Below are 23785 nucleotides of genomic sequence, written 5' to 3'. Positions count from 1 at the left end.
CACAAAATTTACGCTTTTGTGGCTGACTTTTGGGCTGCGATTCAGTACCATCTCGCGCCCAAAATACCACGTATATTAATGAGATTGGATTACCATCATGGATAAACTTAAAGTTGGTTTGCAATACTGGCTACCACAGCACGCATTGACGCGTCTAGTCGGTAAACTTGCTTCAGCTAAAGCAGGAAGCCTAACCACTGCCATCATCAACGGTTTCATCAAGCAATACAAAGTCAATATGGATGAAGCGCTTCACTCGGATCCAAAGCACTTTAAAACGTTTAACGAGTTCTTTGTTCGCGAGCTGAAACCGGGTATGCGTCCGATTGTTGAAGATCAAGCAGTGATCACCCACCCTGCCGATGCTTGCGTAAGCCAATTTGGTCCCATTGAGAATGGTCAGCTAATCCAAGCTAAGAATCACAACTACTCAGCACAAGAGCTTTTGGGTGGGGATGAAGCGCTGGCCGAAGAATTTGCCGAGGGCAGCTTCGCTACCTTGTACCTTTCTCCGCGAGATTACCACCGCGTTCACATGCCATGTGATGCAACCCTGCGTCAGATGATCTATGTTCCTGGCGATCTCTTCTCCGTCAACCCACTGACCGCTGAAAACGTGCCAAACCTGTTTGCGCGCAATGAGCGCGTGGTATGTATCTTCGATACCGAATTTGGTCCAATGGCGCAAGTGCTCGTCGGCGCAACCATTGTGGGCAGTATCGAACTGACGTGGGCAGGCACCGTCACTCCACCACGTGGCAATACCGTCTACCGCTGGGACTACCCAAGCGAAGGCGATAAAGCAATAACCTTCAAAAAAGGCGACGAAATGGGCCGCTTCAAGCTTGGCTCAACCGTGATCAACCTATTCGCCAAAGACGCCATCCGCTTCGACGACAGCATGCAAAACACAGTCCCGACGGTCATGGGCACAGCATACGCGCACGCGCTTTAAAAAAAGGGGCGAGGTGCGGGGTACACTTCGTTCCAAAGAAAAAGGGGCGAGGCACGGGTTACACTTCGTTCCGAGTAGCGAGGAGTTCATAGTGCGCTATGGGTTTCTCGCTCCCTATACTTACTACTATCCCTGTTCCCATTATCCTTGTTTCCTGTAGTCTGAGGCTTCACAACACGCTGTGAACTCCTCGCTCCTCGTAGGGCAGCGCCCGTCCCCGAACCTCGCAGGGCAAAGCCCGATCCCGCCTCTCGCCTCTCGCTTCTTCTCAAGAGAATTTTTGACTTGAGACAAACTAATGTTCAATTGCTCAAGTTGGTCAATAAAACTCCAATCCGGGTCTAAGAGTTGGTTGATAAGTTACTGTATTGTAATCAAAGATTCTGATTTGATTAGGTAGGTGACATGCCCATTCGTTTATCGGCTTCCTTGGTTAAGCTGGCCATTTGTATCCTTATTCCGCTGTTTATTCTCTTACTTCCCACAGAGTCGATACCGATCGCTGAGCTAACTGTGATTCAGCATCGACTGCTGGCGATCTTCTTGCTGGCGGCGCTGCTTTGGGTATTCGAGCCTGTGCCCGTATTTGCGACCTCGATATTGATCATCGCGCTGCAGTTGATCATGATCTCCGATAAAGGTTTGCACGCCTTTCGGGTGGATAACAGCCAAACCGAGCTTGGTGAGTTGATGTCCTATACCGACATCTTCAGCGCCTTCTCATCACCGATTATCATCCTGTTTATGGGGGGATTCTCACTCGCTATTGCTGCGTCCAAATACAACCTCGACAACAACCTTGCGCGCGTACTTCTCAAACCCTTTGGCACTAAACCGGCCTTCATTATGCTTGGGCTGATGCTGATCACTGCGGTGTTCTCGATGTTTATGTCTAACACGGCAACCACAGTTATGATGCTCGCACTGCTTGGGCCAATTGTCGCGGCTGCGCCAAAAGGCGATCTAGGGATCAAAGCACTGGTGCTGTGTATTCCGATTGCAGCCAACACCGGCGGTATTGCAACGCCTATCGGCACCCCGCCCAATGCGATCGCACTGCAGTATCTGACTGGAGAGAACGCCATCGACTTCCTATCTTGGATGATGATGGGTCTACCCTTTGTTATCGTGCAATTGACCATTGCTTGGTTCTTACTGCAAAAGCTGTTTCCGAGCAGCGAGGATAAGCTGGTTCTAAATCTGAGCGGCAAGTTTGAGAAGAGTTGGCGTGCCTGGGTGGTTTATGCCACGTTCGCTGTCACCATCTTGATGTGGATGACGACCCAACTGCATGGCATGAACACCTACGTGGTATCGGTCATTCCTCTCGCAGTCTTCACCCTAACCGGTGTCATGGGCAAACCTGAGCTTAAGCAAATTAACTGGGATGTACTCTGGCTAGTTGCCGGTGGTATCGCCATCGGGATGGGACTGGACAAAACCGGTCTGGCTAAATCACTGGCCCACGCCATTCCTTATGACACCCTATCCCCCGTTGCCGTACTGATCTCGCTTTCGCTGATCTGTTGGTTAATGGCGAACTTTATGTCGAACACGGCAACTGCCAACTTGTTGATGCCGATTGCTGCGGCAATTGGGGTCTCAATGGAAAGCCTAGCGTCCGTTGGTGGGATTCAGGGCCTTCTCGTGGTCGTCGCCTTCTCTGCTTCGCTCGGTATGATCCTGCCAGTCTCGACCCCACCAAACTCGCTTGCCTACTCTACCGGACTGATTGAAAGCAAGGACATGGCGAAAACCGGTCTGATTATGGGGCTTATTGGCTTGGCGATCGTCTACGTGGCGGTGTTGATCCTGACCTAACTATTTATCCAGCCAGCAACTTCAGGCATAGTATCCCGTCTTAGACACTAGGGCTCGAGGATAAGATGGGATACGAATGGTTGGCGCTGGCAGCAGCATTTCTTTGGGCAGTGGCAAGCTTAATGTCGGTCACGCCTGCAGCACACCTGGGCACCTTTGCCTATAGTCGCTGGCGTATGGGTTGCACGTCACTTATCCTCACGACAATGGCACTGATGACCGGTGGCTGGGCCAGTGTCTCAATCGAATTAATCTCACCAATGGTCCTATCCGGTTTGATCGGTATTTTTATTGGTGATACCGCGCTGTTTGCCTGCCTTAACCGGATGGGGCCACGTCAAGCCGGGCTGCTGTTCTCTTGCCATGCGGTCTTCTCCGTGATCCTCGGCTTCTTTATCTTCAGCGAAACCATGACTCACCTGGAGCTTTTGGGCTCACTACTGGTCTTTCTCGGCGTGGCGGGTGCCATCTTCTTCGGTCGCAAAAAGCCCTCTAACTCAAAATTGGAGCAGGTCTCCGGCTCCCTCAGTATCGGAATTGCTTTAGGCCTGGTCGCTGCGCTCTGTCAGGCATTGGGAGGCATTATTGCCAAGCCCGTCATGATGACGGATATCGACCCTGTCGCCGCATCGGCGATCCGTATGATCTCAGCTTTCGTTGCACATTGCCTGTTTAGGCTTACTGGTGCACGCCTTGCCAAACCGTCACAACTGATCAATCCGCGTATCTTTATGATCACAGCCCTGAACGGTTTTATTGCCATGGCCGTCGGCATGACCTTGATCCTGTATGCACTGCGGGATGGCCATGTCGGTATGGTTGCCCTGCTCTCTTCCACTACGCCGGTGATGCTGCTGCCCCTGATTTGGTTTTACACCAAACAGCGGCCCAATCGCTACGCTTGGCTTGGTGCCCTGTTTGCTGTCAGTGGCACGGCATTACTAGTCTATTAATTCGAGATCTATTGCTGCGGGCTATCACATCGATAGCTACAATAAGCTTTATATCGAGCTGATTATCATTAAAGATCACTAGGTCTATTCGGATTGACTCATGGATTATGTTGTAATCTAGATAAATTTCTTGCCGCCTTGGGGGCGAATTTTGATCTTAACCTACAGTTTTGACTAAAAAGTGTAGTAAAATTACGCTAATTTATTTCAAGGTCATCCGACCAAAAAATTACCAACGATTTGACGAGGTCAATACTATGTCTGCTAAGAAGCCTATGGCTCTAGTTATTCTTGACGGTTACGGTCACCGTGAAGATACCGCAAGCAATGCGATTGCTAACGCGAAAACACCTGTAATGGACGCGCTACTAGCAAACAACCCAAATACTCTAATTTCTGCTTCTGGTATGGACGTAGGTCTGCCTGACGGTCAAATGGGTAACTCTGAGGTAGGTCACACTAACATCGGCGCGGGTCGCGTTGTTTACCAAGACCTAACTCGCATCACTAAATCTATCGCAGACGGTGACTTCGTACAGACACCGGCTCTAGTAGAAGCTATCGATACCGCGGTAAAAGCTGAGAAAGCAGTTCACATCATGGGTCTGATGTCTCCAGGTGGCGTTCACTCTCACGAAGACCACATCTACGCAGCAGTAGAAATGGCGGCAGCTCGTGGCGCTGAGAAGATCTACCTACACTGCTTCCTAGACGGCCGTGACACGCCACCACGCAGCGCTGAAAACTCACTTAAGCGCTTTGACGAGCTATTTGCCAAGCTAGGTAAAGGCCGCGTTGCCTCTCTAGTAGGTCGTTACTACGCAATGGACCGTGACAACAACTGGGATCGCGTTCAAGTAGCTTACGATCTTCTGACTCAAGCTAAAGCAGAGTTCACTTTTGACTCAGCCGTTGCAGGTCTAGAAGCAGCTTACGCGCGTGACGAGAACGATGAGTTCGTTAAAGCAACCGCGATCAAAACTGAAGGTCAAGAAGACGCGATCATCGCTGACGGCGATGCGGTTATCTTCATGAACTACCGTGCTGACCGTGCACGTCAAATCACTCGTACTTTCGTACCAGCATTTGATGGCTTTGAGCGTGCAGTCTTCCCTGCAATCAACTTCGTGATGCTGACTCAATATGCAGCAGACATCCCGCTAGCAATTGCCTTCCCACCAGCGTCTCTTGAGAACACTTACGGTGAGTGGCTATCTAAGCAGGGTCAAACTCAGCTACGTATCTCTGAAACAGAGAAATACGCGCACGTAACTTTCTTCTTCAACGGCGGCGTTGAGAGCGAGTTTGATGGTGAAGAGCGTCAGCTAGTTGCTTCTCCAAAAGTAGCGACTTACGACCTACAACCAGAAATGAGCTCTGCTGAGCTGACTGAAAAAATGCTTGCTGCCATCAAGTCTGGCAAGTACGACACCATCATCTGTAACTACCCGAACGCAGACATGGTTGGTCACACTGGCGTATACGAAGCGGCTGAGCAAGCGATCGAAGCACTAGACGCAAGCGTTGGTCAAATCGTTGAAGCAATCAAAGAAGTAGGCGGTCAAATGCTGATCACAGCTGACCACGGCAACGCAGAAATGATGGTTGACCCAACTACTGGCGGCACTCACACTGCGCACACCAACCTACCAGTACCTCTAGTGTACATCGGCGACAAAGAAGTTGAGTTCAAAGAAGGCGGTAAACTGTCTGACCTAGCACCAACTATGCTGTCTCTGACTGGCCTAGAAATCCCAGCAGAAATGACTGGCGAAGTCTTGGTTAAATAAGGTTTTCCCGAGATTTAGACCCTAGCTTTTTAGCTAGGGTTTTTTTGTATCTCGGGAAAAGAGGCGAGAGGCGAGATCGGACGTTGTCCTGCGAGAAGCGAGACAAAACAATACGCGCTTCATGCTTATCACTAACATGATAGTTAGAAGAATCGCTAAAGTGAAAGCGCATGCCCTCTCGACTCTCGTTTCTCGACTCTCGAATCTGAATCCCCTCGACTCTCGCTTCTCGATTCTCGACTCTCCGTCAAGTTTAGTTATACTGATTCTTTCCAATCGACTTCGGACGGACCCAAATGATCCCTTGTATTTGTCTCAAACGGCTTTCTCGCTGTGTTGGTTTAGGACTGGCTGTGGCTTGCCTGTATGGTCCCGCCGGTGCGATGGCCAATTCACAAGAGGCGCTAAAGGGCGTAAAGGGGGAGATCAGTCGTCAGCAGCAGTCACTCAGTTCACAAAAGAAAGAGCTCGATAAGCTTCAGCGTTCACTCAAGGATCAAGAGCTGGCGATCAACAATAGCGAGCAAAAGATCCGCCGCACCGAGCAATCACTCAGAGACACGAACAATAAGATTGAGTCACTCAACCAGCGCGCTGCAACTCTGGATAAGCGCCGTGCGAGCCAAAGCGATCAACTTGCTGAGTTGCTGCGCCTCTACTACATTACGCAAAATGGCAAGATGCCAGAGAATTTACTTGGCACCAGCGCCGAAGAAGATCGCATCGGCCAGTATTTTCAACATATCGCTCAAGCACGCGCCACCGCTATTTCTGAACTTGAAATCACACAGCAGCAGCTCGAGGGGACACAGCAACAACTCAGCGTAGAGAAACAGCAGATCACAACGCTACTCAATGAGCAGAAAAAACAGCGCCAAGCTCTAAGCAATAGTCAGACCGAGCGTAAGTCGACTATCAGTAAGATCCGCTCAAACATCTCCTCCGATCAAGTCTACCTTGAAGAATTACAACGCAATGAAACGCGCCTTCAAGCTGAGATAGCCAAAGCGGCTAAACGAGCAGCCGTGCCGATGGATGGCTTAGCAAAACAAAAAGGCAAACTGCCTTGGCCAGTGAAAGGGAATGTGCTGCACCGCTACGGGAGCAAACAGGCTGGTCAAATCGATTGGAAAGGGGTGGTGGTTGAGGCCAGCTATGGGCAAGAAGTCTCGGCGGTATACTCTGGCACCATTGTGTTTGCCGACTATTTACGAGGCTATGGTTTGGTGATCCTCCTTGATCACGGCAAGGGCGATATGACGCTCTACGGCTTTAACCAAACCCTACTCAAAAAAGAAGGGGATAAGGTGACCGCAGGCGAAGCCATCGCCCTTGCTGGCAACACTGGTGGTCAAAGCCAAGCCTCGGTCTATTTTGAGCTACGCCGCAACAGCAAGACCTATAATCCAACCTCCTGGCTACAATAACCGCTGTTACCAGTCAGTCTGTCTTAGCACCGACGTTAATCATTAGGCATGTGGGTATGTGGTGCGGATACTCTCCTCAAGCAGTTCGAGCTGCTCACGCCCAAGAGGTGTGGCCAGCGGTTTCACCACTAAGATCATCTGCAGCATACCCTGATGGACGACTTGCTCGGTGACGCTCTCGCTGGCATTCATTGCCGAGCGATAAGCAAGCCACCCACTGGCAATCAGGTGTAGCGACACCACCAGCTGCGGGATCTCACTTTCTTCAATTTTCAGCAGCCCTAATTGGGCAAAGGTACGCATGATATCGTTCAGATTGGCCTGCAGCTGTTTTTGCACGGCAATATAATCGTGGTGCAGTGACGGGTCACGCTGGAGAATGTCCGGCAGGTTGGCGTAGAAGAAACGATACTTCCACATCAAGGTGAAGATTGAGTCAAGATACTGCTTGAGCAGCACTAAGCTCTCCGTTTGGCCTTGAACCGGCTCAAACCGCTTTAGCAGCTCCTGCGAATAGAGGACAAAGATATCTCGCACAATTTCCTGCTTGTTGCGGAAGTGGTAATAGAGATTACCCGGACTGATTTCGATATGTGCGGCAATATGGTTGGTGGTGATCGAGCGCTCTCCATGCTCGTTGAACAGCTCTAACGCTGCTGAGACGATTTTGTCCCGAGTCTTCATTATTATTTTCTCGTACTTAGAAGGGGTCTCTAGAGTATATACCTAACTGTGATAAAGGCGCGCGATCTCTGCGCGCCGATAAATTGACCTTGATTAAACTATGCCTCAATTGAGGTATTGACCCATTCCTTATTGGTGATAAGGCTTAGAGAGCTGATGGACAGCGTCAACAAATACTCCAGCGTTTTCTGGTGGCACATCAAGGTGAATACCGTGGCCAAGGTTAAACACATGCCCGGTTCCATCATGACCAAAGCCCTCCAGGATACTCGCGACTTCTTGACGAATTCGCTCTGGCTGCGCATAGAGCATTGATGGGTCCATGTTGCCTTGCAGTGCAACCTTATCGCCAATACGCGCCTTAGCATCATCGATATTGATCGTCCAATCCAGACCAACAGCATCACAGCCTGTCGCCGCGATCTGCTCAAGCCACATGCCACCGTTTTTGGTAAACAGGGTGACCGGCACGCGGCGACCCTGGTTTTCTCGGATCAGGCCGTCGACAATTTTGTGCATATATTGCAGTGAGAACAGATTGTAATCGCGTGGTGTTAGTACACCACCCCAGGTGTCAAACACCATTACCGATTGAGCACCCGCCTTAATTTGGGCATTCAGATACTCAATCACACTGTCAGCAAGCTTATCGAGCAGCGCATGCAGGGTCTGTGGCTCGGCGTACATCATCTTCTTGATCTTGGTGAACGCCTTTGAACTACTGCCTTCAACCATGTAAGTCGCAAGCGTCCATGGGCTACCAGAAAAACCAATCAGTGGTACGTCACCATTGAGATCCTTACGAATCTGACGCACCGCATTCATCACATATTGCAGCTCACCCTCGGGATCGGGCAGACCAATTTTGTCGACATCCGCTTTACAAGTGATCGGCTTATCGAACACTGGCCCCTCACCTGCAGCAAAGCGCAGCTCTAATCCCATCGCATCTGGGATGGTCAGGATATCCGAGAAGAGTATCGCAGCATCAAGTGGGAAGCGACGTAGTGGCTGAAGTGTCACCTCTGAAGCCAACTCAGCATTGCGGCATAATGACATAAAGTCACCCGCCTGGGCTCGAGTGGCCTTGTACTCTGGAAGATAACGACCGGCTTGTCGCATCATCCACACTGGGGTGTAGTCTACTGGCTGTTTGAGCAAAGCGCGCAGATAGCGATCATTTTTTAATTCTGTCATTCTTTTCATCCAATCTAGACTGATTTTCTCGCTGATTATCTTAACACTGTTAGGGCGTAAAAAGACCAACGCTTTGAGCCCTGGATCATGTTATTTACTTTAATAACAATGCTTAATTTGCGTCCAACCCTAAACAATGTTTACTATTTGGTTGCTAGCGAAAACTACTATAAATGAGTTATTACAACTCGGTATCTCATAACGACATCTTACTTACCCCCTCCTTCTCAAGGAGGGTTTTTTTTGTCAAAAAAACCTCCTTGAGAAGAAGTTTCGAGGTGCGGGTTTCACTTCGTTCCGAGGTGCGAGGATTTTATCGCGCGCTCTGGACTCATCGCTCCCCGAAGGGCAACGCCCGTATTCGAACCTCGAACCTAGAAAACAGTTCCGAGGTGCGAGGATTTTATCGCGCGTTCTGAATTCCTCGCTCCTCGAAGGGCAACGCCCGTACTCGAACCTCGAACCTAAAAAAACAGTTCCGAGGAGCGAGTACTTTATCGCACGCTGCAAACTACTCGCTACCCGTAGGGCGAAGCCCGTCCCCGCTCCTCGAACCTGCTTTTATATCGGAGATGGTTTGTTCGATTAAGGCTCTGGCGATGGTGCCGGTTGGGGCGACTTCGGGGAGCTCGTCGGGACGGAACCATCCTGCATCGGTTATTTCTCGATAGTCGGGTTTGACTTCACCATCTGCGTAATCGGCTAGGAACGCCATCATCATGCTTGAAGGGAAGGCCCAAGGTTGGCTGCCGAAGTAGCGTATGTTATTGACTAGGATACCGGTCTCTTCCATCACCTCGCGTGTGACGCACTGTTCTAGGGTCTCCCCTACTTCTAGAAAGCCTGCGATCACTGTGTACATGCCGTTGCGGTGTCTTGGGTGTTGGGCTAGGAGTAGTTTGTCGTCCTTGCGTACGGCGACGATAATGCAGGGGAAAATTCTTGGGTAGTGTAAGGTGCGGCAATCGCCGCACTGCATGGCTAGTTGGTTGTGATTGAGGTGATTACGTCCTCCACACAATGGGCAGTAGCGCATGGTTTGGGTCATATGGCCGTACTGAATTGCACGGCTGATCATCAGAAACAGTGGCTCAGGAAACTCCAAACAGCTGCGCAGCGAGACCATCTCGAGCGGCATTTCAACATCAGATTCATTAAGCCACATACAGGTTTGCCCTTGGTACTCACCAATGGCACAAGCTTTTTCCACCGGCAACCCCAAAGCTTGCCCAGACCCACTAGGCAGCTTGTTATCGACAAGCCAAACCGAGCTGTCCTTTACAACGATCCAAAGTATGGGACTCGTTTCATTTGTATCACAATTTTCTAACATCCTTGCCTCTCGTCGCTTGCAGAATCATCATTTTACTGGCAATCTAAAATCATACCACTTTAAAACAAATGCAGTCTTATCGATAGGTTATGAACCTAAATGACCACGCATTGGTAATCCTATAGAAGGTGCCTACCAAAGCACACAAATTCGGGCACTCATTAGTGTGCCGAACGAGAGGGTAATACGTATGTTGAGAAAACTGAAACAAACGCAAGATCAATGGGGTGGCTCAAGTGACGTCATCGATCACTGGTTGGATACTCGTCAATCTCTAATCGTTGAGTACTGTAAGCTGGCGAATCTCCAAACCACGCCTAACAGCAACAAGCTTGCCACGCTGCCCTCCCCCGATGAACTGCAGCAATTTTGTCAGCACTTGGTGGACTATATCTCAGCAGGCCATTTCAAGATCTACGACATGGTGATGGACAAATGGCGCTCGACAGGCTTCAAAGCCACTGAAGAAATTGATCAAGCCTACGCCAAAATTGTCTTAACCACCGAGCCTCTTCTCAGCTTCACCGACAACTACGCTGAAACCAACCAAGAAACCAACCTAGATAGCCTTGAAGATGACCTGTCCAGATTGGGTGAAATTCTCGAGGTGAGGTTTGCGCAAGAAGATAACTTGATTCAGTTGATTGCGGATAGTTTGGCTATCCCGCCAGGCGCGTAGCGCGAAGCGCTTCGCCCTTCAGGGTGCGAGGTTCGGGGGCGGGCTTCGCCCTTCGAGGAGCGAGTGGTAACAGGTTGTGGCAACCCCTCGCTCTCATAAGCTCAAGTAGTCTCCCTACTTTGATAGCTAGTGCTCTCCATCATAAAGATGCTCCAAAACAGTCAACACCATCAAGAAAGCCCTCGTACTCCGGAGCGATAGTGCACTCACTCCCCGCACCCAAAGATGCTACACAACCGTCAACTACACAAAGAAACTCCTCGTACCCCGGAGCGTTAGCGTCCTCGCTCCTCGCCCCCCTTAACCACGTTATTCGCAAGACAAAAAAAAGGCACCCAAATAATTGGATGCCTTCTTATCAATCAACTTGCTAGCCTAAGCTAAAGCGATTGGCGATTACTCGTCAGATGAGAAGCCAGCGTTCAGTAGGGCTGCTAGGTTGTCCGTAGCTTGCTCTGCTGATGGGCCTTCTTGCTCTTCTGCGCGCTTCGCTTGACGGTCTTGGTGGTAAGCGAAACCGGTACCAGCTGGGATCAGACGACCCACGATAACGTTTTCTTTCAGACCGCGTAGGTCATCTTTCTTACCAGAAACCGCAGCTTCAGTTAGAACGCGTGTTGTCTCCTGGAACGATGCCGCAGAGATAAACGATTCTGTCGCTAGAGATGCCTTAGTGATACCTAGTAGCTCACGCTCGAAACGTGCAGGCTCTTTGCCTTCAGCTTCTAGTTCACGGTTAGCAATCTTAACATTCGCGTATTCTAGCTGTTCGCCAGGTAGGAACTCAGAGTCACCTGCGTGCGTGATAGTACACTTACGTAGCATTTGACGAACGATAGTCTCAATGTGCTTATCGTTAATCTTAACGCCTTGTAGACGGTAAACTTCTTGTACTTCGTTCGCGATGTACTGAGTTACCGCGTGGATACCACGTAGACGTAGGATGTCATGTGGAGACTCAGGACCATCTGCGATCACGTCACCACGTTCAACCTTCTCACCCTCAAACACGTTAAGCTGACGGTGTTTAGGAATCATCTCTTCGTACGTATCGCCGCCATCACGAGTGATCACTAGACGACGCTTACCTTTGGTCTCTTTACCGAATGACACAGTACCTGTGTGCTCAGCAAGGATCGCAGGCTCTTTAGGCTTACGAGCTTCGAATAGGTCCGCAACGCGTGGAAGACCACCGGTGATATCTTTGTTACCGCCAGACTTCTGAGGAATACGTGCAAGGGTATCACCGATACCAACTTCTGCGCCGTCTTCCATGTTCACGATCGCTTTACCAGGTAGGAAGTAGTGAGCTGGCATTTCAGTACCAGGGATCATTACATCGTTACCTTGCTCGTCAACAAGTTTGATAGCTGGACGCATATCTTTACCAGCTGCCGGGCGAGCTGCCGCGTCAGTTACTTCGCTTGAAGATAGACCGGTTAGGTCATCTGTTTGGCGAGCAACCGTTACGCCGTCGATCATGTCAACGAATTGGATGCGACCTGCCACTTCAGTGATGATTGGCATGGTGTGCGCTTCCCAGTTCGCTACTGTATCACCAGCAGTAACTGCATCGTCGTCTGCTTTCGACAGGATAGAACCGTAAGGCAGTTTGTGCTTCTCTTTAGTACGACCGAACTCATCAATGATGGTTAGTTCAGAGGCACGAGAAGTGATCACAAGCTTCTTGTCTTTGTTGATTACGAACTTAGCGTTGTGAAGCTTAACAGTACCTGTTGTCTTCGCTTGGATGCTGTTCTCAGCTGCTGCTGTCGATGCCGCACCACCGATGTGGAACGTACGCATCGTAAGCTGTGTACCCGGCTCACCGATAGACTGAGCAGCGATAACGCCCACTGCTTCACCTTGGTTCACTAGGTGACCACGTGCTAGGTCACGACCGTAACACTGTGCACAACAACCGAAGTCAGAGTCACAGGTTACTACCGAGCGCACTTTCATCGAGTCAACTGAGTTCTCTTCCATGATCTGACACCACTTCTCATCAATTAGAGTGTTACGTGGGATCAGAACATCTTCAGTACCAGGCTTAAGTACGTCTTCAGCAACAACACGACCAAGAGCAAGTTCTGTTAGGGCTACCTTAACATCACCACCCTCGATGTGCGGCATCATGTCTACACCTTCGTGCGTGCCACAATCGTGTTCGTGAACTACAACGTCCTGCGCTACGTCTACTAGACGACGAGTTAGGTAACCCGAGTTCGCAGTTTTCAGTGCCGTATCCGCAAGACCCTTACGAGCACCGTGCGTTGAGATAAAGTACTGAAGTACGTTTAGACCTTCTTTAAAGTTCGCGGTGATTGGCGTCTCGATGATTGAACCATCTGGACGTGCCATCAGACCACGCATACCCGCTAGCTGACGAATCTGAGCTGCAGAACCACGAGCGCCCGAGTCCGCCATCATGTAGATGCTGTTGAATGACTCTTGCTGCTCTTCTTCACCGTCACGGTTCACTACCGTTTCAGATGAAAGGTTTTCCATCATCGCTTTCGCTACGCGATCGTTGGTCGATGCCCAAATATCGATCACTTTGTTGTAGCGCTCACCCGCGGTTACCAGACCAGATTGGAACTGCTCTTGGATTTCGCGAACTTCTTCTTCTGCTTCCGAGATCTCAGTGTATTTCGCAGCAGGTACAACCATATCGTCGATACCTACAGAAACACCTGATAGTGCTGCGTAAGCAAAACCAGCGTACATGATTTGGTCAGCGAAGATTACTGTGTCTTTCAGACCCAGTTTACGGTACGCCTCGTTCAACAGGTTAGAGATCTGCTTCTTACCTAGTTTTTGGTTAACTAGGCTGTAAGGCAGGCCTGCTGGAACGATTTGCCATAGCATTGCACGACCGATAGTGGTGTCCACCATCTTGGTCTCAGTTGTGCTGTTGCCATCTTCGTCAACGACAGTTTCAGTAATACGTACTTTAACGCGAGCGTGTAGTTCAGCGGTCTTAGTGCGGTATGCCTTCTCAGCCTCTTCTGGGCCAGCAAGGTACATGCCTTCACCTTTCACGTTGATCTTGTCACGTGTCATGTAGTAAAGACCCAATACAACGTCCTGAGAAGGTACGATGATCGGATCACCCGATGCTGGCGACAGGATGTTGTTGGTCGACATCATCAGGGTACGAGCTTCAAGCTGTGCTTCTAGAGTTAGAGGCACGTGTACCGCCATTTGGTCACCATCGAAGTCCGCGTTATACGCCGCACACACAAGTGGGTGTAGCTGGATCGCTTTACCTTCGATTAGTACTGGTTCAAACGCCTGGATACCAAGACGGTGAAGTGTTGGTGCACGGTTTAGCAGTACTGGGTGTTCGCGGATAACTTCGTCTAGGATATCCCAAACGATCGCTTCTTCGCGCTCTACCATCTTCTTCGCAGCTTTGATTGTCGTCGCCATGCCACGAGTCTCTAGCTTGCTGTAGATAAATGGTTTGAATAGCTCTAGTGCCATCTTCTTCGGAAGACCACACTGGTGTAGACGAAGGTATGGACCTACTGTGATTACAGAACGGCCAGAGTAGTCTACACGCTTACCTAGAAGGTTCTGACGGAAACGACCTTGTTTACCCTTGATCATATCAGCAAGAGATTTCAGAGGACGCTTGTTCGAACCTGTGATCGCACGACCGCGACGACCGTTATCTAGAAGGGCATCAACAGACTCTTGCAGCATACGCTTTTCGTTACGTACGATGATGTCTGGAGCCGCTAGCTCTAGAAGACGCTTCAAACGGTTGTTACGGTTGATCACGCGACGGTAAAGATCGTTCAGATCAGAGGTCGCAAAGCGACCGCCGTCTAGTGGTACTAGAGGACGTAGATCTGGCGGAAGAACTGGAAGCACAGTTAGGATCATCCACTCAGGGTTGTTACCTGATTGAACGAATGCCTCAACAAGCTTCAAGCGCTTAGTGATCTTCTTACGCTTAGTTTCAGAGTTAGTCGTTTCTAGCTCTTCGCGCATCTGCTCGATCTCAGAAGGCAGATCCATTGTGCTCAATAGATCTTTAATCGCTTCTGCACCCATCTTCGCAGTGAACTCATCACCCCACTCTTCTAGACGATCCAGATACTCTTCTTCAGTAAGCATCTGAGATTTCTCTAGATCCGTCATACCCGGCTCAGTTACTACGTACATTTCGAAGTAAAGAACACGCTCGATATCACGCAGTGGGATATCCATCAGTAGACCGATACGAGACGGCAGTGATTTTAGGAACCAGATGTGAGCAACTGGTGATGCAAGCTCGATGTGGCCCATACGGTCACGACGAACTTTAGTTTGTGTAACTTCAACGCCACACTTCTCACAGATAACACCACGGTGCTTCAAGCGCTTGTATTTACCACAAAGACATTCGTAGTCTTTAACTGGACCAAAAATACGCGCACAGAACAGACCATCGCGCTCAGGTTTGAACGTACGATAGTTGATCGTTTCAGGTTTTTTAACTTCACCAAAAGACCATGAACGGATCATGTCTGGTGAAGAAAGACCGATTTTGATTGCATCAAACTCTTCGGTCTTATGCTGTGCTTTTAGAAAGTTTAATAAGTCTTTCACAATCAGCTCCTGTAAGGAGTTAAAAGGAGCCCACCTCTCGATGAGCGCCTTCTACTAAATAATCGCTTTGCCTCCCCAAGGCCAAAGCCTTGGGGAAAGGGATTACTCTTCGTCTTCTAGCTCGATGTTGATACCTAGCGAGCGGATCTCTTTCAACAATACGTTGAACGATTCTGGCATGCCAGGTTCCATGCTGTGGTTGCCATCTACGATGTTCTTATACATCTTAGTACGGCCATTCACGTCATCCGACTTGACGGTTAGCATTTCTTGAAGGGTGTAAGCGGCACCGTATGCTTCTAGTGCCCATACTTCCATCTCACCGAAACGCTGACCACCGAACTGAGCTTTACCACCAAGTGGCTGCTGAGTTACTAGGCTGTAAGAACCAGTCGAACGTGCGTGCATCTTGTCATCAACAAGGTGGTTCAGTTTCAGCATGTACATGTAACCTACAGTTACAGGACGCTCAAACGCATCACCAGTGCGACCATCAAACAGAGTTAGCTGACCAGATTCTGGCAGGCCACCTAGTTTTAGAAGGTCTTTGATTGAACGCTCAGATGCACCGTCGAAGACAGGTGTCGCGATCGGTAGACCGCCACGCAGGTTCTTGATCAGAGTGCGAACTTCGTCATCAGACAGAGCTGCAACGTCGATCTTCTGACGCGTGTCGCCAAGATCGTAAACCTTCTGTAGGAACTCGCGGAACTTAGCCAGTTCTTGCTGCTCCTTAACCATCTGGTTGATCTTGTCACCGATACCTTTCGCCGCCAGACCTAAGTGTACTTCTAGGATCTGACCGATGTTCATACGCGATGGTACACCCAGTGGGTTAAGTACGATATCTACTGGCTGGCCAGTCTCATCGTATGGCATGTCTTCAACAGGGTTGATCTTAGAGATTACACCCTTGTTACCGTGACGACCCGCCATCTTATCACCAGGCTGGATGCGACGCTTAACCGCTAGGTAAACCTTAACGATCTTCAGTACGCCCGGCGCTAGATCATCACCTTGGGTGATCTTGCGACGCTTAGTTTCAAACTTCTTATCGAAGTCCGCTTTAAGCTCGTCGTACTGCTCGGCTAATTGCTCTAGCTGAGTTTGCTGTGCATCGTCTTCAAGCGTCAGCTCTAGCCACTTCTTACGTTCGATAGTGTCTAGTTTCGCTTCCGTGTAGCCGCCTTCGATTAGAAGTGCTTTAACACGGTTAAGAAGGCCACCCTCAAGAATTTGGAACTCTTCAGTTAGGTCTTTCTTCGCTTCTTTCAGCTGCATCTGCTCGATTTCAAGCGCACGCTTGTCTTTCTCTACGCCATCGCGAGTGAAGACTTGAACGTCGATGATGGTACCTGAAACAGAGTTTGGTACACGCAGTGATGTATCTTTAACATCTGATGCTTTTTCACCGAAGATCGCACGTAGTAGCTTCTCTTCAGGAGTAAGCTGGGTTTCACCTTTAGGGGTTACTTTACCAACTAGGATGTCGCCACCCTTCACTTCAGCACCAATGTAAACGATACCTGACTCGTCTAGTTTAGACAGAGCAGACTCACCTACGTTTGGAATATCAGCCGTGATCTCTTCAGCACCCAGCTTGGTATCACGCGCCACACAAGAAAGCTCTTGAATGTGGATAGTCGTGAAGCGGTCTTCTTGAACTACGCGCTCAGATACTAGGATCGAGTCCTCGAAGTTGTAACCGTTCCAAGGCATGAATGCGATACGCATGTTCTGACCAAGTGCAAGCTCACCAAGGTCGGTTGAAGGACCGTCAGCTAGCACGTCACCACGCAGTACTGGTTCACCCGGCATCACACAAGGACGCTGGTTGATACACGTGTTTTGGTTCGAACGTGTGTACTTAGTTAGGTTGTAGATGTCGATACCAGCTTCGCCAGGGATCAGCTCATCTTCGTTAACCTTAACTACGATGCGAGAAGCATCCACAGACTGGATCATACCGCCACGCTTAGCAACAGCAGTTACACCCGAGTCAACCGCGATGTTACGCTCGATACCGGTACCTACTAGTGGCTTGTCAGCCTTAAGTGTAGGAACAGCCTGACGTTGCATGTTCGCACCCATCAATGCACGGTTCGCATCATCGTGTTCTAGGAACGGGATAAGCGACGCAGCGATAGATACAACCTGGTTAGTTGCAACGTCCATGTAGTCGACGTTTTCGCGTGGGTGTAGACCCGATTCACCTTTCTGACGAGCAGTGATTAGCTCTTCAGCGAAGGTACCTTCGCCAGTCAGTACGGTGTTAGCCTGAGCGATAACGAACTGACCTTCTTCGATAGCAGATAGGTAATCTACTTCGTCAGTTACGATGCCATCTACAACGCGACGGTATGGCGTCTCTAGGAAACCATACTCGTTACAACGCGCAAACGCAGATAGAGAGTTGATCAGACCGATGTTTGGACCTTCAGGCGTTTCGATCGGACACAGACGACCGTAGTGAGTTACGTGTACGTCACGTACCTCAAAGCCAGCACGCTCACGAGTTAGACCGCCAGGACCCAACGCAGAAATACGACGCTTGTGCGTTACTTCTGATAGCGGGTTGTTTTGGTCCATAAACTGAGACAGCTGTGAAGAGCCAAAGAATTCTTTCACTGCCGCTGAGATTGGCTTCGCGTTGATTAGGTCTTGAGGCATGATCGCATCAAGGTCGCCTAGGCTTAGACGCTCTTTCACGGCACGCTCAACACGTACTAGACCAACACGGAATTGGTTCTCAGCCATTTCGCCCACAGAACGAATACGACGGTTACCTAGGTGGTCGATATCATCCACTTCGCCAATACCGTTACGGATAGCGATCAGCTTCTTCATCACTTCGATGATATCAGTTTCGTCTAGGATACCCTGATCTTGAGCATCTTCACGCATGATAGAGCTGTTGAACTTCATACGACCAACGGTCGATAGATCGTAACGCTCATCAGAGAAGAATAGGCTCTCGAATAGGGCTTCTGCCGCTTCTTTCGTTGGCGGCTCACCAGGACGCATCATGCGGTAGATTTCAACTAGCGCAGAGATACGGTCAACCGTGCTGTCGATACGTAGCGTATCAGACATGAACGGACCGTGGTCTAGGTCATTGGTGAACAGAACTTCTAGAGATTTGTGACCTGCTTGAGACAGGTGAGCCAGCGCCTCTAGGCTTAGCTCTTGGTTCGCTGCAACGATGATCTCGCCAGTTGCTTCGTTGATGTAATCTTTCGATGCAACTTTACCAACGATGTACTCTACAGGTACTTCGATGTGCTCAACGCCATCTTTTTGAAGTTGACGGATGTGACGAGCCGTTACGCGACGACCTTGCTCAACGTAAGTCGTACCGTTCGCTTCGATATCGAATGACGCAGTTTCACCGCGTAGACGATCAGGAACCAACTCCATAAGTAGAGTTTGATCTTTCACTTCGAAGTTCACCTTCTCGAAGAACAGACCTAGGATCTCTTCTGTCGACTTGCCTAGGGCACGAAGGATGATTGAAGCTGGTAGCTTACGACGACGGTCGATACGTACGTATAGGTTATCCTTAGGGTCAAACTCGAAGTCGAGCCATGAACCACGGTAAGGAATCACACGTGCGTTATAAAGTACTTTACCCGATGAGTGGGTCTTACCCTTATCGCTGTCAAAGAATACGCCAGGGCTTCGGTGCAGCTGGGATACGATAACCCTCTCGGTACCGTTGATTACGAAGGTACCATTGTCTGTCATGAGTGGGATCTCACCCATGTAGACTTCTTGTTCTTTAATATCTTTTACAGTACCTGCTGGCGCGTCTTTATCAAAGATAACTAGGCGTAGTTTCACGCGTAGTGGTTTTGAATAAGTTACACCGCGGATTTGACATTCTTTAACGTCAAAAACTGGCTCACCAAGACGGTAGCTAACGTATTGCAGCTCAGAATTGCCGTTGTAGCTCTGAATTGGGAATACAGAACGGAACGCAGCCTCAAGACCGTATTGTCCCTCAGGATCCTGTTCGATGAATTTGTCGAACGAATCGAGCTGGATCGATAGCAGGTATGGAATGTCCAAAACTTGTGGACGAGTACCAAAGTCCTTACGGATGCGCTTTTTCTCGGTATAAGAGTAAACCATGGGGTTCCTCAGCTCGCTGATAAGTGACCCAAACTGTCTCGAATCGTATTGAGACAGTGACTAATAACGACTGTTTTTTCTGAAGGAGCAGCGCACTGAGTGGCAATGCGATACTTTTTTGCTAGGGTGAGGCGCGAAAAACAGCGGGAAAATTCGCCTGGACCCTACAGCGCAAAAAGGCCGGTGGTTATAAAACCACCAGCCATTAGCCGTTAGGCTAAGAAGCTTAAGTAATAATTACTTAACTGCAACAGTTGCACCAGCTTCTTCTAGCTGAGCTTTAAGAGCTTCAGCTTCATCTTTCTCGATGCCTTCTTTTAGAGGAGCTGGAGCGCTATCAACTAGTGCTTTAGCTTCTTTAAGACCTAGGCCAGTTGCGCCGCGAACAGCTTTGATAACAGCAACTTTGTTACCGCCAACAGACTCAAGAACTACGTCGAATTCAGTTTGCTCAGCAGCAGCTTCGCCACCAGCAGCGCCGCCAGCTACAACAGCAGCTGCAGCAGATACGCCGAATTTCTCTTCCATAGCTTCGATTAGTTCAACAACTTGCATTACAGACATTTCTGCAACTGCGTCTAGGATTTGCTCGTTAGTAATAGACATAACAATTCTCTTTTAAGTCAACAATAAGTTTAAATAGCAACCAGTGAAAAGCAAGGCTTAAGCCGCAGCTTCTTCTTTTTGGTCGCGGAGTGCAGCGATAGTACGTACCAGCTTGCCAGCAGAAGCTTCTTTCATGCACATCATTAGGCGTGCGATTGCTTCGTCGTAAGTTGGTAGTGTCGCTAGTACTTCAGCATCAGTAACTGCGCCTTCAAATGCAGCAGCTTTAATCTCAAATTTGTCGTTCTCTTTAGCGAAGTCTTTGAAAAGACGCGCTGCAGCACCTGGGTGCTCGTTAGAGAAAGCGATTAGAGAAGGACCAGTGAAAGTGTCAGTTAGACACTCAAACTCAGTACCTTCAACCGCACGACGCGCTAGAGTGTTACGCACGACTTTCATGTAAACGCCAGCTTCACGAGCTTGTTTACGTAGAACAGTCATTGCGCCAACTTCAACGCCACGAGAGTCAGCTACAACTGCAGAAAGTGCACCACTGGCTGCTTCGTTGACTTCAGCAACAATTGCTTTTTTGTCTTGAAGGTTTAAAGCCATCTTGGATTTACTCCTGGTTGTCGTTACACCACTCACTATCATCACGACAGTGAGAGCTTATTAGGTGCAGTCCCAGAAGAAAGTTTACTTATAAAAATAAATCTTTCAGTCAGTTCGGGCACCATCTACGTAGGATGATTAAGTTTGACGAGTCAAACACCTACGGTCTTGGACGGAGACTGGAGACTAATTCGGTGAGAATTAACTCAGCCCCAACCACAAATATTAGGCGCAAAATTATACACAAATTTTGCGCCTTTGCAAATTGAATTAGCTTGCTTGAGTATCAAGGCTCGCTTGGTCAACCGCAACACCAGCACCCATAGTAGTAGAGATGCTTACTTTCTTCAGGAAAGTACCTTTCGCTGAAGATGGCTTAGCTTTCTTCAGAGCCACTAGAAGAGCTTCTAGGTTCTCTTTGATCTGCTCTGCAGAGAAGTTAGCTTTACCGATAGTCGTGTGTACGATACCGTTCTTGTCGTTACGGTAACGAACCTGACCAGCTTTAGCGTTCTTAACCGCTTCAGCAACGTTAGGAGTTACAGTACCAACTTTCGGGTTTGGCATTAGACCGCGAGGACCTAGGATAGTACCTAGCTGACCTACAACGCGCATTGCATCTGGAGAAGCAACAACTACGTCGAAGTTCATTTCGCCTTTCTTCACTTGCTCAGCAAGATCTTCCATACCAACGATGTCTGCGCCAGCTTCTTTAGCTGCTTCAGCGTTTGCACCTTGAGTGAACACTGCAACGCGGATGTCGCGGCCAGTACCGTGAGGTAGTACAGTTGCACCACGTACGTTCTGGTCAGATTTACGAGCATCGATGCCTAGGTTAACAGCAACGTCTACAGACTCAACGAATTTAGCAGTTGCTAGTTCTTGAAGAAGAGCTACAGCTTCGTTGATTTCGTATTCTTTAGTTACGTCAACTTTTTCGCGGATTACGCGCATGCGCTTAGTTAGTTTTGCCATCTTATTAACCCTCTACCACTAGGCCCATTGAACGAGCAGTACCTGCGATAGAACGCTTCATCGCTTCGATGTCAGCACCAGTCATATCAGCAGCTTTAGTTTCTGCGATTTCTTGTAGCTGAGCGTCAGTTACAGTACCAACTTTTTCAGTGTTTGGACGACCTGAACCAGACTTAACGCCAGCCGCTTTCTTAAGAAGAACTGCAGCAGGTGGAGTCTTAGTTACGAACGTGAAAGAACGGTCGTTGTATACAGTGATAACAACAGGAGTAGGTAGACCTTTCTCGATAGATTCTGTTTTCGCGTTGAACGCTTTACAGAATTCCATGATGTTAACACCGTGTTGACCTAGAGCAGGACCAACTGGTGGACTTGGGTTTGCCATACCAGCTGCAACTTGCAGTTTGATATAAGCTTCAACTTTCTTAGCCATGATATATCCTAAGTTTTGGGTTCAATCGCTAACCGATTGGTCAGCTCCCCGTGATTTCATAAAGAACTTTTTTACAGCATTGCTGTAAAAAGGCGCGAAATTATAGTCATAATTCGCGCCTTAAACAACCCTAAAAAGGTGTTTTTTTAATCAAGTTTTTCAACCTGACCAAATTCAAGCTCAACCGGTGTTGCACGACCAAAGATCGATACAGACACTTTCAGGCGGCTCTTCTCGTAATCCACTTCTTCAACGGTACCGTTGAAGTCAGCAAATGGACCGTCGTTCACACGAACCACTTCACCCGCTTCGTACATAGTACGTGGACGAGGTGCTTCGCTCGCCTTCTCAAGACGATTAAGAATCGCGTCAGCTTCCTTATCAGTGATAGGAGCTGGACGATCAGAGGTACCACCAATGAAGCCCATTACGCGCGGAATACTGCGCACTAGGTGCCATGACTCGTCGTTCATGATCATCTGAACAAGAACGTAGCCAGGGAAGAACTTGCGTTCAGACTTGCGACGTTGACCTGCGCGCATCTCAACAACTTCTTCAGTTGGAACCAGTACTTCACCAAACAACTCTTCCATGTCGTGCATCTTGATGTGCTCACGTAGAGATTGAGCAACACGACCTTCAAAACCAGAGAAGGCTTGAACTACATACCAGCGTTTTTTTGGAGCTTCACTCATGAATAAAAACCCTCTATACCCCAGTTATGAAAGCAACCAGACGAACCATGATGCCGTCGATGCCCCACAAAGCTAGAGCCATTACAATACTTACAGCCAAAACGATTAGCGTTGTTTGCGTTGTCTCTTGACGAGTCGGCCAAACAACCTTGCGAACTTCCATACGAGATTCTTTCGCAAAGCTAATCGCAGCTTTACCTTTCATTGTTGTTGCAGCTACGCCAAGAGCAGCAGCAATAAGAACAACAACACCTGCAGCTCGGATCACTACAGACATTTCGCCATACAGGTAATTACCTACGACAGCGGCAGCGGCCAGCGCAAAAGCGACGATCCACTTAATTGTGTCTGCGCCATTCGAGCTTTCAGGAGTTTCAGCATTATTTGCTTTCATAAAACCAACCTGTAATAAGTCTTAAATATAGACGACAACAGCCCCGCTGTAGCAGGGCTCACTATTTTTTTGTAGTTTATCCAATCTGAGAAATAAACGACAACTACCTTAGCAATCAAGTGCTTAACTCAATTGAAACTCGACGCTAAAACAAGAAATTATTAGTTGAAAGCAATAGTCTCTTGTTTCAGCGCAGAAAAAGGGCATCAAATGATGCCCTTTTTAGTAGTGTTTCGTCAAATCTTAATCAAAGATTTTAGCTACAACACCAGCACCTACAGTACGGCCACCTTCACGGATTGCGAAGCGTAGACCTTCGTCCATAGCGATTGGAGCGATTAGCTCAACAGTCATTTGAACGTTGTCGCCTGGCATTACCATTTCAACGCCATCTGGTAGTTGGATGTCACCTGTTACGTCAGTTGTACGGAAGTAGAACTGAGGACGGTAGCCTTTGAAGAAAGGAGTGTGACGGCCGCCTTCGTCTTTAGAAAGTACGTATACTTCAGACTCGAACTTAGTGTGTGGGTTGATTGAGCCAGGAGCTGCAAGAACTTGACC

At 48.9% G+C, this 23785-nt stretch carries 18 protein-coding genes; 6 read left to right on the top strand and 12 right to left on the bottom strand.

Annotated features, from left to right (window positions below; all coding sequences use genetic code 11):
- Positions 1-97: 97 nt before the first annotated feature.
- From asd to ACSTTG_RS23095, 5 genes are all read left to right on the top strand, one after another.
- On the top strand, positions 98-955 hold the full coding sequence (gene asd, locus ACSTTG_RS23115) for an archaetidylserine decarboxylase (RefSeq protein WP_438459911.1): 858 nt from the start codon (positions 98-100) through the stop codon (positions 953-955).
- A gap of 405 nt (positions 956-1360) precedes the next feature.
- Positions 1361-2776, top strand: a complete 1416-nt coding sequence (locus ACSTTG_RS23110; protein ID WP_438459910.1) for an SLC13 family permease — start codon at positions 1361-1363, stop codon at positions 2774-2776.
- Positions 2777-2841: 65 nt separating this feature from the next.
- On the top strand, positions 2842-3729 hold the full coding sequence (locus ACSTTG_RS23105; RefSeq protein ID WP_438476507.1) for a DMT family transporter: 888 nt from the start codon (positions 2842-2844) through the stop codon (positions 3727-3729).
- Positions 3730-3986: 257 nt separating this feature from the next.
- Positions 3987-5519, top strand: coding sequence for a 2,3-bisphosphoglycerate-independent phosphoglycerate mutase (gpmM, locus tag ACSTTG_RS23100; protein WP_438459908.1), 1533 nt, complete (start codon positions 3987-3989; stop codon positions 5517-5519).
- Between the two features lie 296 nt (positions 5520-5815).
- The gene (locus ACSTTG_RS23095) at positions 5816-6946 is read left to right on the top strand and encodes a murein hydrolase activator EnvC family protein (protein WP_438459907.1); all 1131 of its coding nucleotides are present in this window, start codon (positions 5816-5818) and stop codon (positions 6944-6946) included.
- A gap of 42 nt (positions 6947-6988) precedes the next feature.
- On the opposite strand, the gene ACSTTG_RS23090 is transcribed toward ACSTTG_RS23095, so the two are convergent.
- From ACSTTG_RS23090 to nudC, 3 genes are all read right to left on the bottom strand, one after another.
- Positions 6989-7630: a TetR/AcrR family transcriptional regulator gene (locus tag ACSTTG_RS23090; protein WP_438476505.1), complete on the bottom strand. Its 642-nt coding sequence runs from the start codon at positions 7628-7630 to the stop codon at positions 6989-6991.
- Between the two features lie 129 nt (positions 7631-7759).
- Positions 7760-8827, bottom strand: a complete 1068-nt coding sequence (gene hemE / locus ACSTTG_RS23085) for a uroporphyrinogen decarboxylase (protein ID WP_438476504.1) — start codon at positions 8825-8827, stop codon at positions 7760-7762.
- 511 nt (positions 8828-9338) lie between these two features.
- Entirely contained in the window at positions 9339-10160 is an 822-nt protein-coding gene (nudC, locus tag ACSTTG_RS23080) for an NAD(+) diphosphatase (protein WP_438476503.1), read from the bottom strand.
- Positions 10161-10344: 184 nt separating this feature from the next.
- Here nudC and rsd point away from each other — a divergent pair, with 184 nt between their 5' ends.
- The gene (rsd, locus tag ACSTTG_RS23075) at positions 10345-10839 is read left to right on the top strand and encodes a sigma D regulator (RefSeq protein WP_438459928.1); all 495 of its coding nucleotides are present in this window, start codon (positions 10345-10347) and stop codon (positions 10837-10839) included.
- A gap of 396 nt (positions 10840-11235) precedes the next feature.
- Here rsd and rpoC read toward each other — a convergent pair whose 3' ends face one another.
- The 9 genes from rpoC to ACSTTG_RS23030 all read right to left on the bottom strand — a co-directional run.
- Positions 11236-15438 carry a DNA-directed RNA polymerase subunit beta' gene (gene rpoC / locus ACSTTG_RS23070; RefSeq protein WP_438459903.1) on the bottom strand — a complete coding sequence of 1401 codons (4203 nt, stop codon included), beginning with the start codon at positions 15436-15438 and terminating at the stop codon, positions 11236-11238.
- A gap of 102 nt (positions 15439-15540) precedes the next feature.
- Complete coding sequence (gene rpoB, locus ACSTTG_RS23065; protein ID WP_438459902.1) at positions 15541-19569, bottom strand: DNA-directed RNA polymerase subunit beta; 4029 nt, start codon at positions 19567-19569, stop codon at positions 15541-15543.
- 237 nt (positions 19570-19806) lie between these two features.
- Positions 19807-20175: a 50S ribosomal protein L7/L12 gene (gene rplL / locus ACSTTG_RS23060; protein WP_438459901.1), complete on the bottom strand. Its 369-nt coding sequence runs from the start codon at positions 20173-20175 to the stop codon at positions 19807-19809.
- Positions 20176-20232: 57 nt separating this feature from the next.
- Complete coding sequence (rplJ, locus tag ACSTTG_RS23055) at positions 20233-20727, bottom strand: 50S ribosomal protein L10 (protein WP_438459900.1); 495 nt, start codon at positions 20725-20727, stop codon at positions 20233-20235.
- A 270-nt stretch (positions 20728-20997) separates the two neighbouring features.
- Entirely contained in the window at positions 20998-21702 is a 705-nt protein-coding gene (gene rplA / locus ACSTTG_RS23050) for a 50S ribosomal protein L1 (RefSeq protein WP_438459899.1), read from the bottom strand.
- A gap of 4 nt (positions 21703-21706) precedes the next feature.
- Positions 21707-22135 carry a 50S ribosomal protein L11 gene (rplK, locus tag ACSTTG_RS23045; protein ID WP_164649291.1) on the bottom strand — a complete coding sequence of 143 codons (429 nt, stop codon included), beginning with the start codon at positions 22133-22135 and terminating at the stop codon, positions 21707-21709.
- A 146-nt stretch (positions 22136-22281) separates the two neighbouring features.
- Positions 22282-22830, bottom strand: coding sequence for a transcription termination/antitermination protein NusG (gene nusG / locus ACSTTG_RS23040; RefSeq protein ID WP_438459898.1), 549 nt, complete (start codon positions 22828-22830; stop codon positions 22282-22284).
- Between the two features lie 13 nt (positions 22831-22843).
- A complete protein-coding gene (secE, locus tag ACSTTG_RS23035) occupies positions 22844-23224 on the bottom strand; it encodes a preprotein translocase subunit SecE (protein ID WP_438459897.1) in 381 nt (126 codons plus the stop codon).
- 243 nt (positions 23225-23467) lie between these two features.
- Positions 23468-23785: EF-Tu C-terminal domain-related protein (locus ACSTTG_RS23030; RefSeq protein WP_497583979.1), on the bottom strand; the 318-nt coding region annotated here is incomplete at its 5' end.

The organism is Vibrio glycogenivorans (assembly GCF_051660965.1).
GTDB lineage: Bacteria > Pseudomonadota > Gammaproteobacteria > Enterobacterales > Vibrionaceae > Vibrio.
Note: the sequence above shows the minus strand (reverse complement) of the source record. Positions and strands in the feature narration are given on the sequence as shown.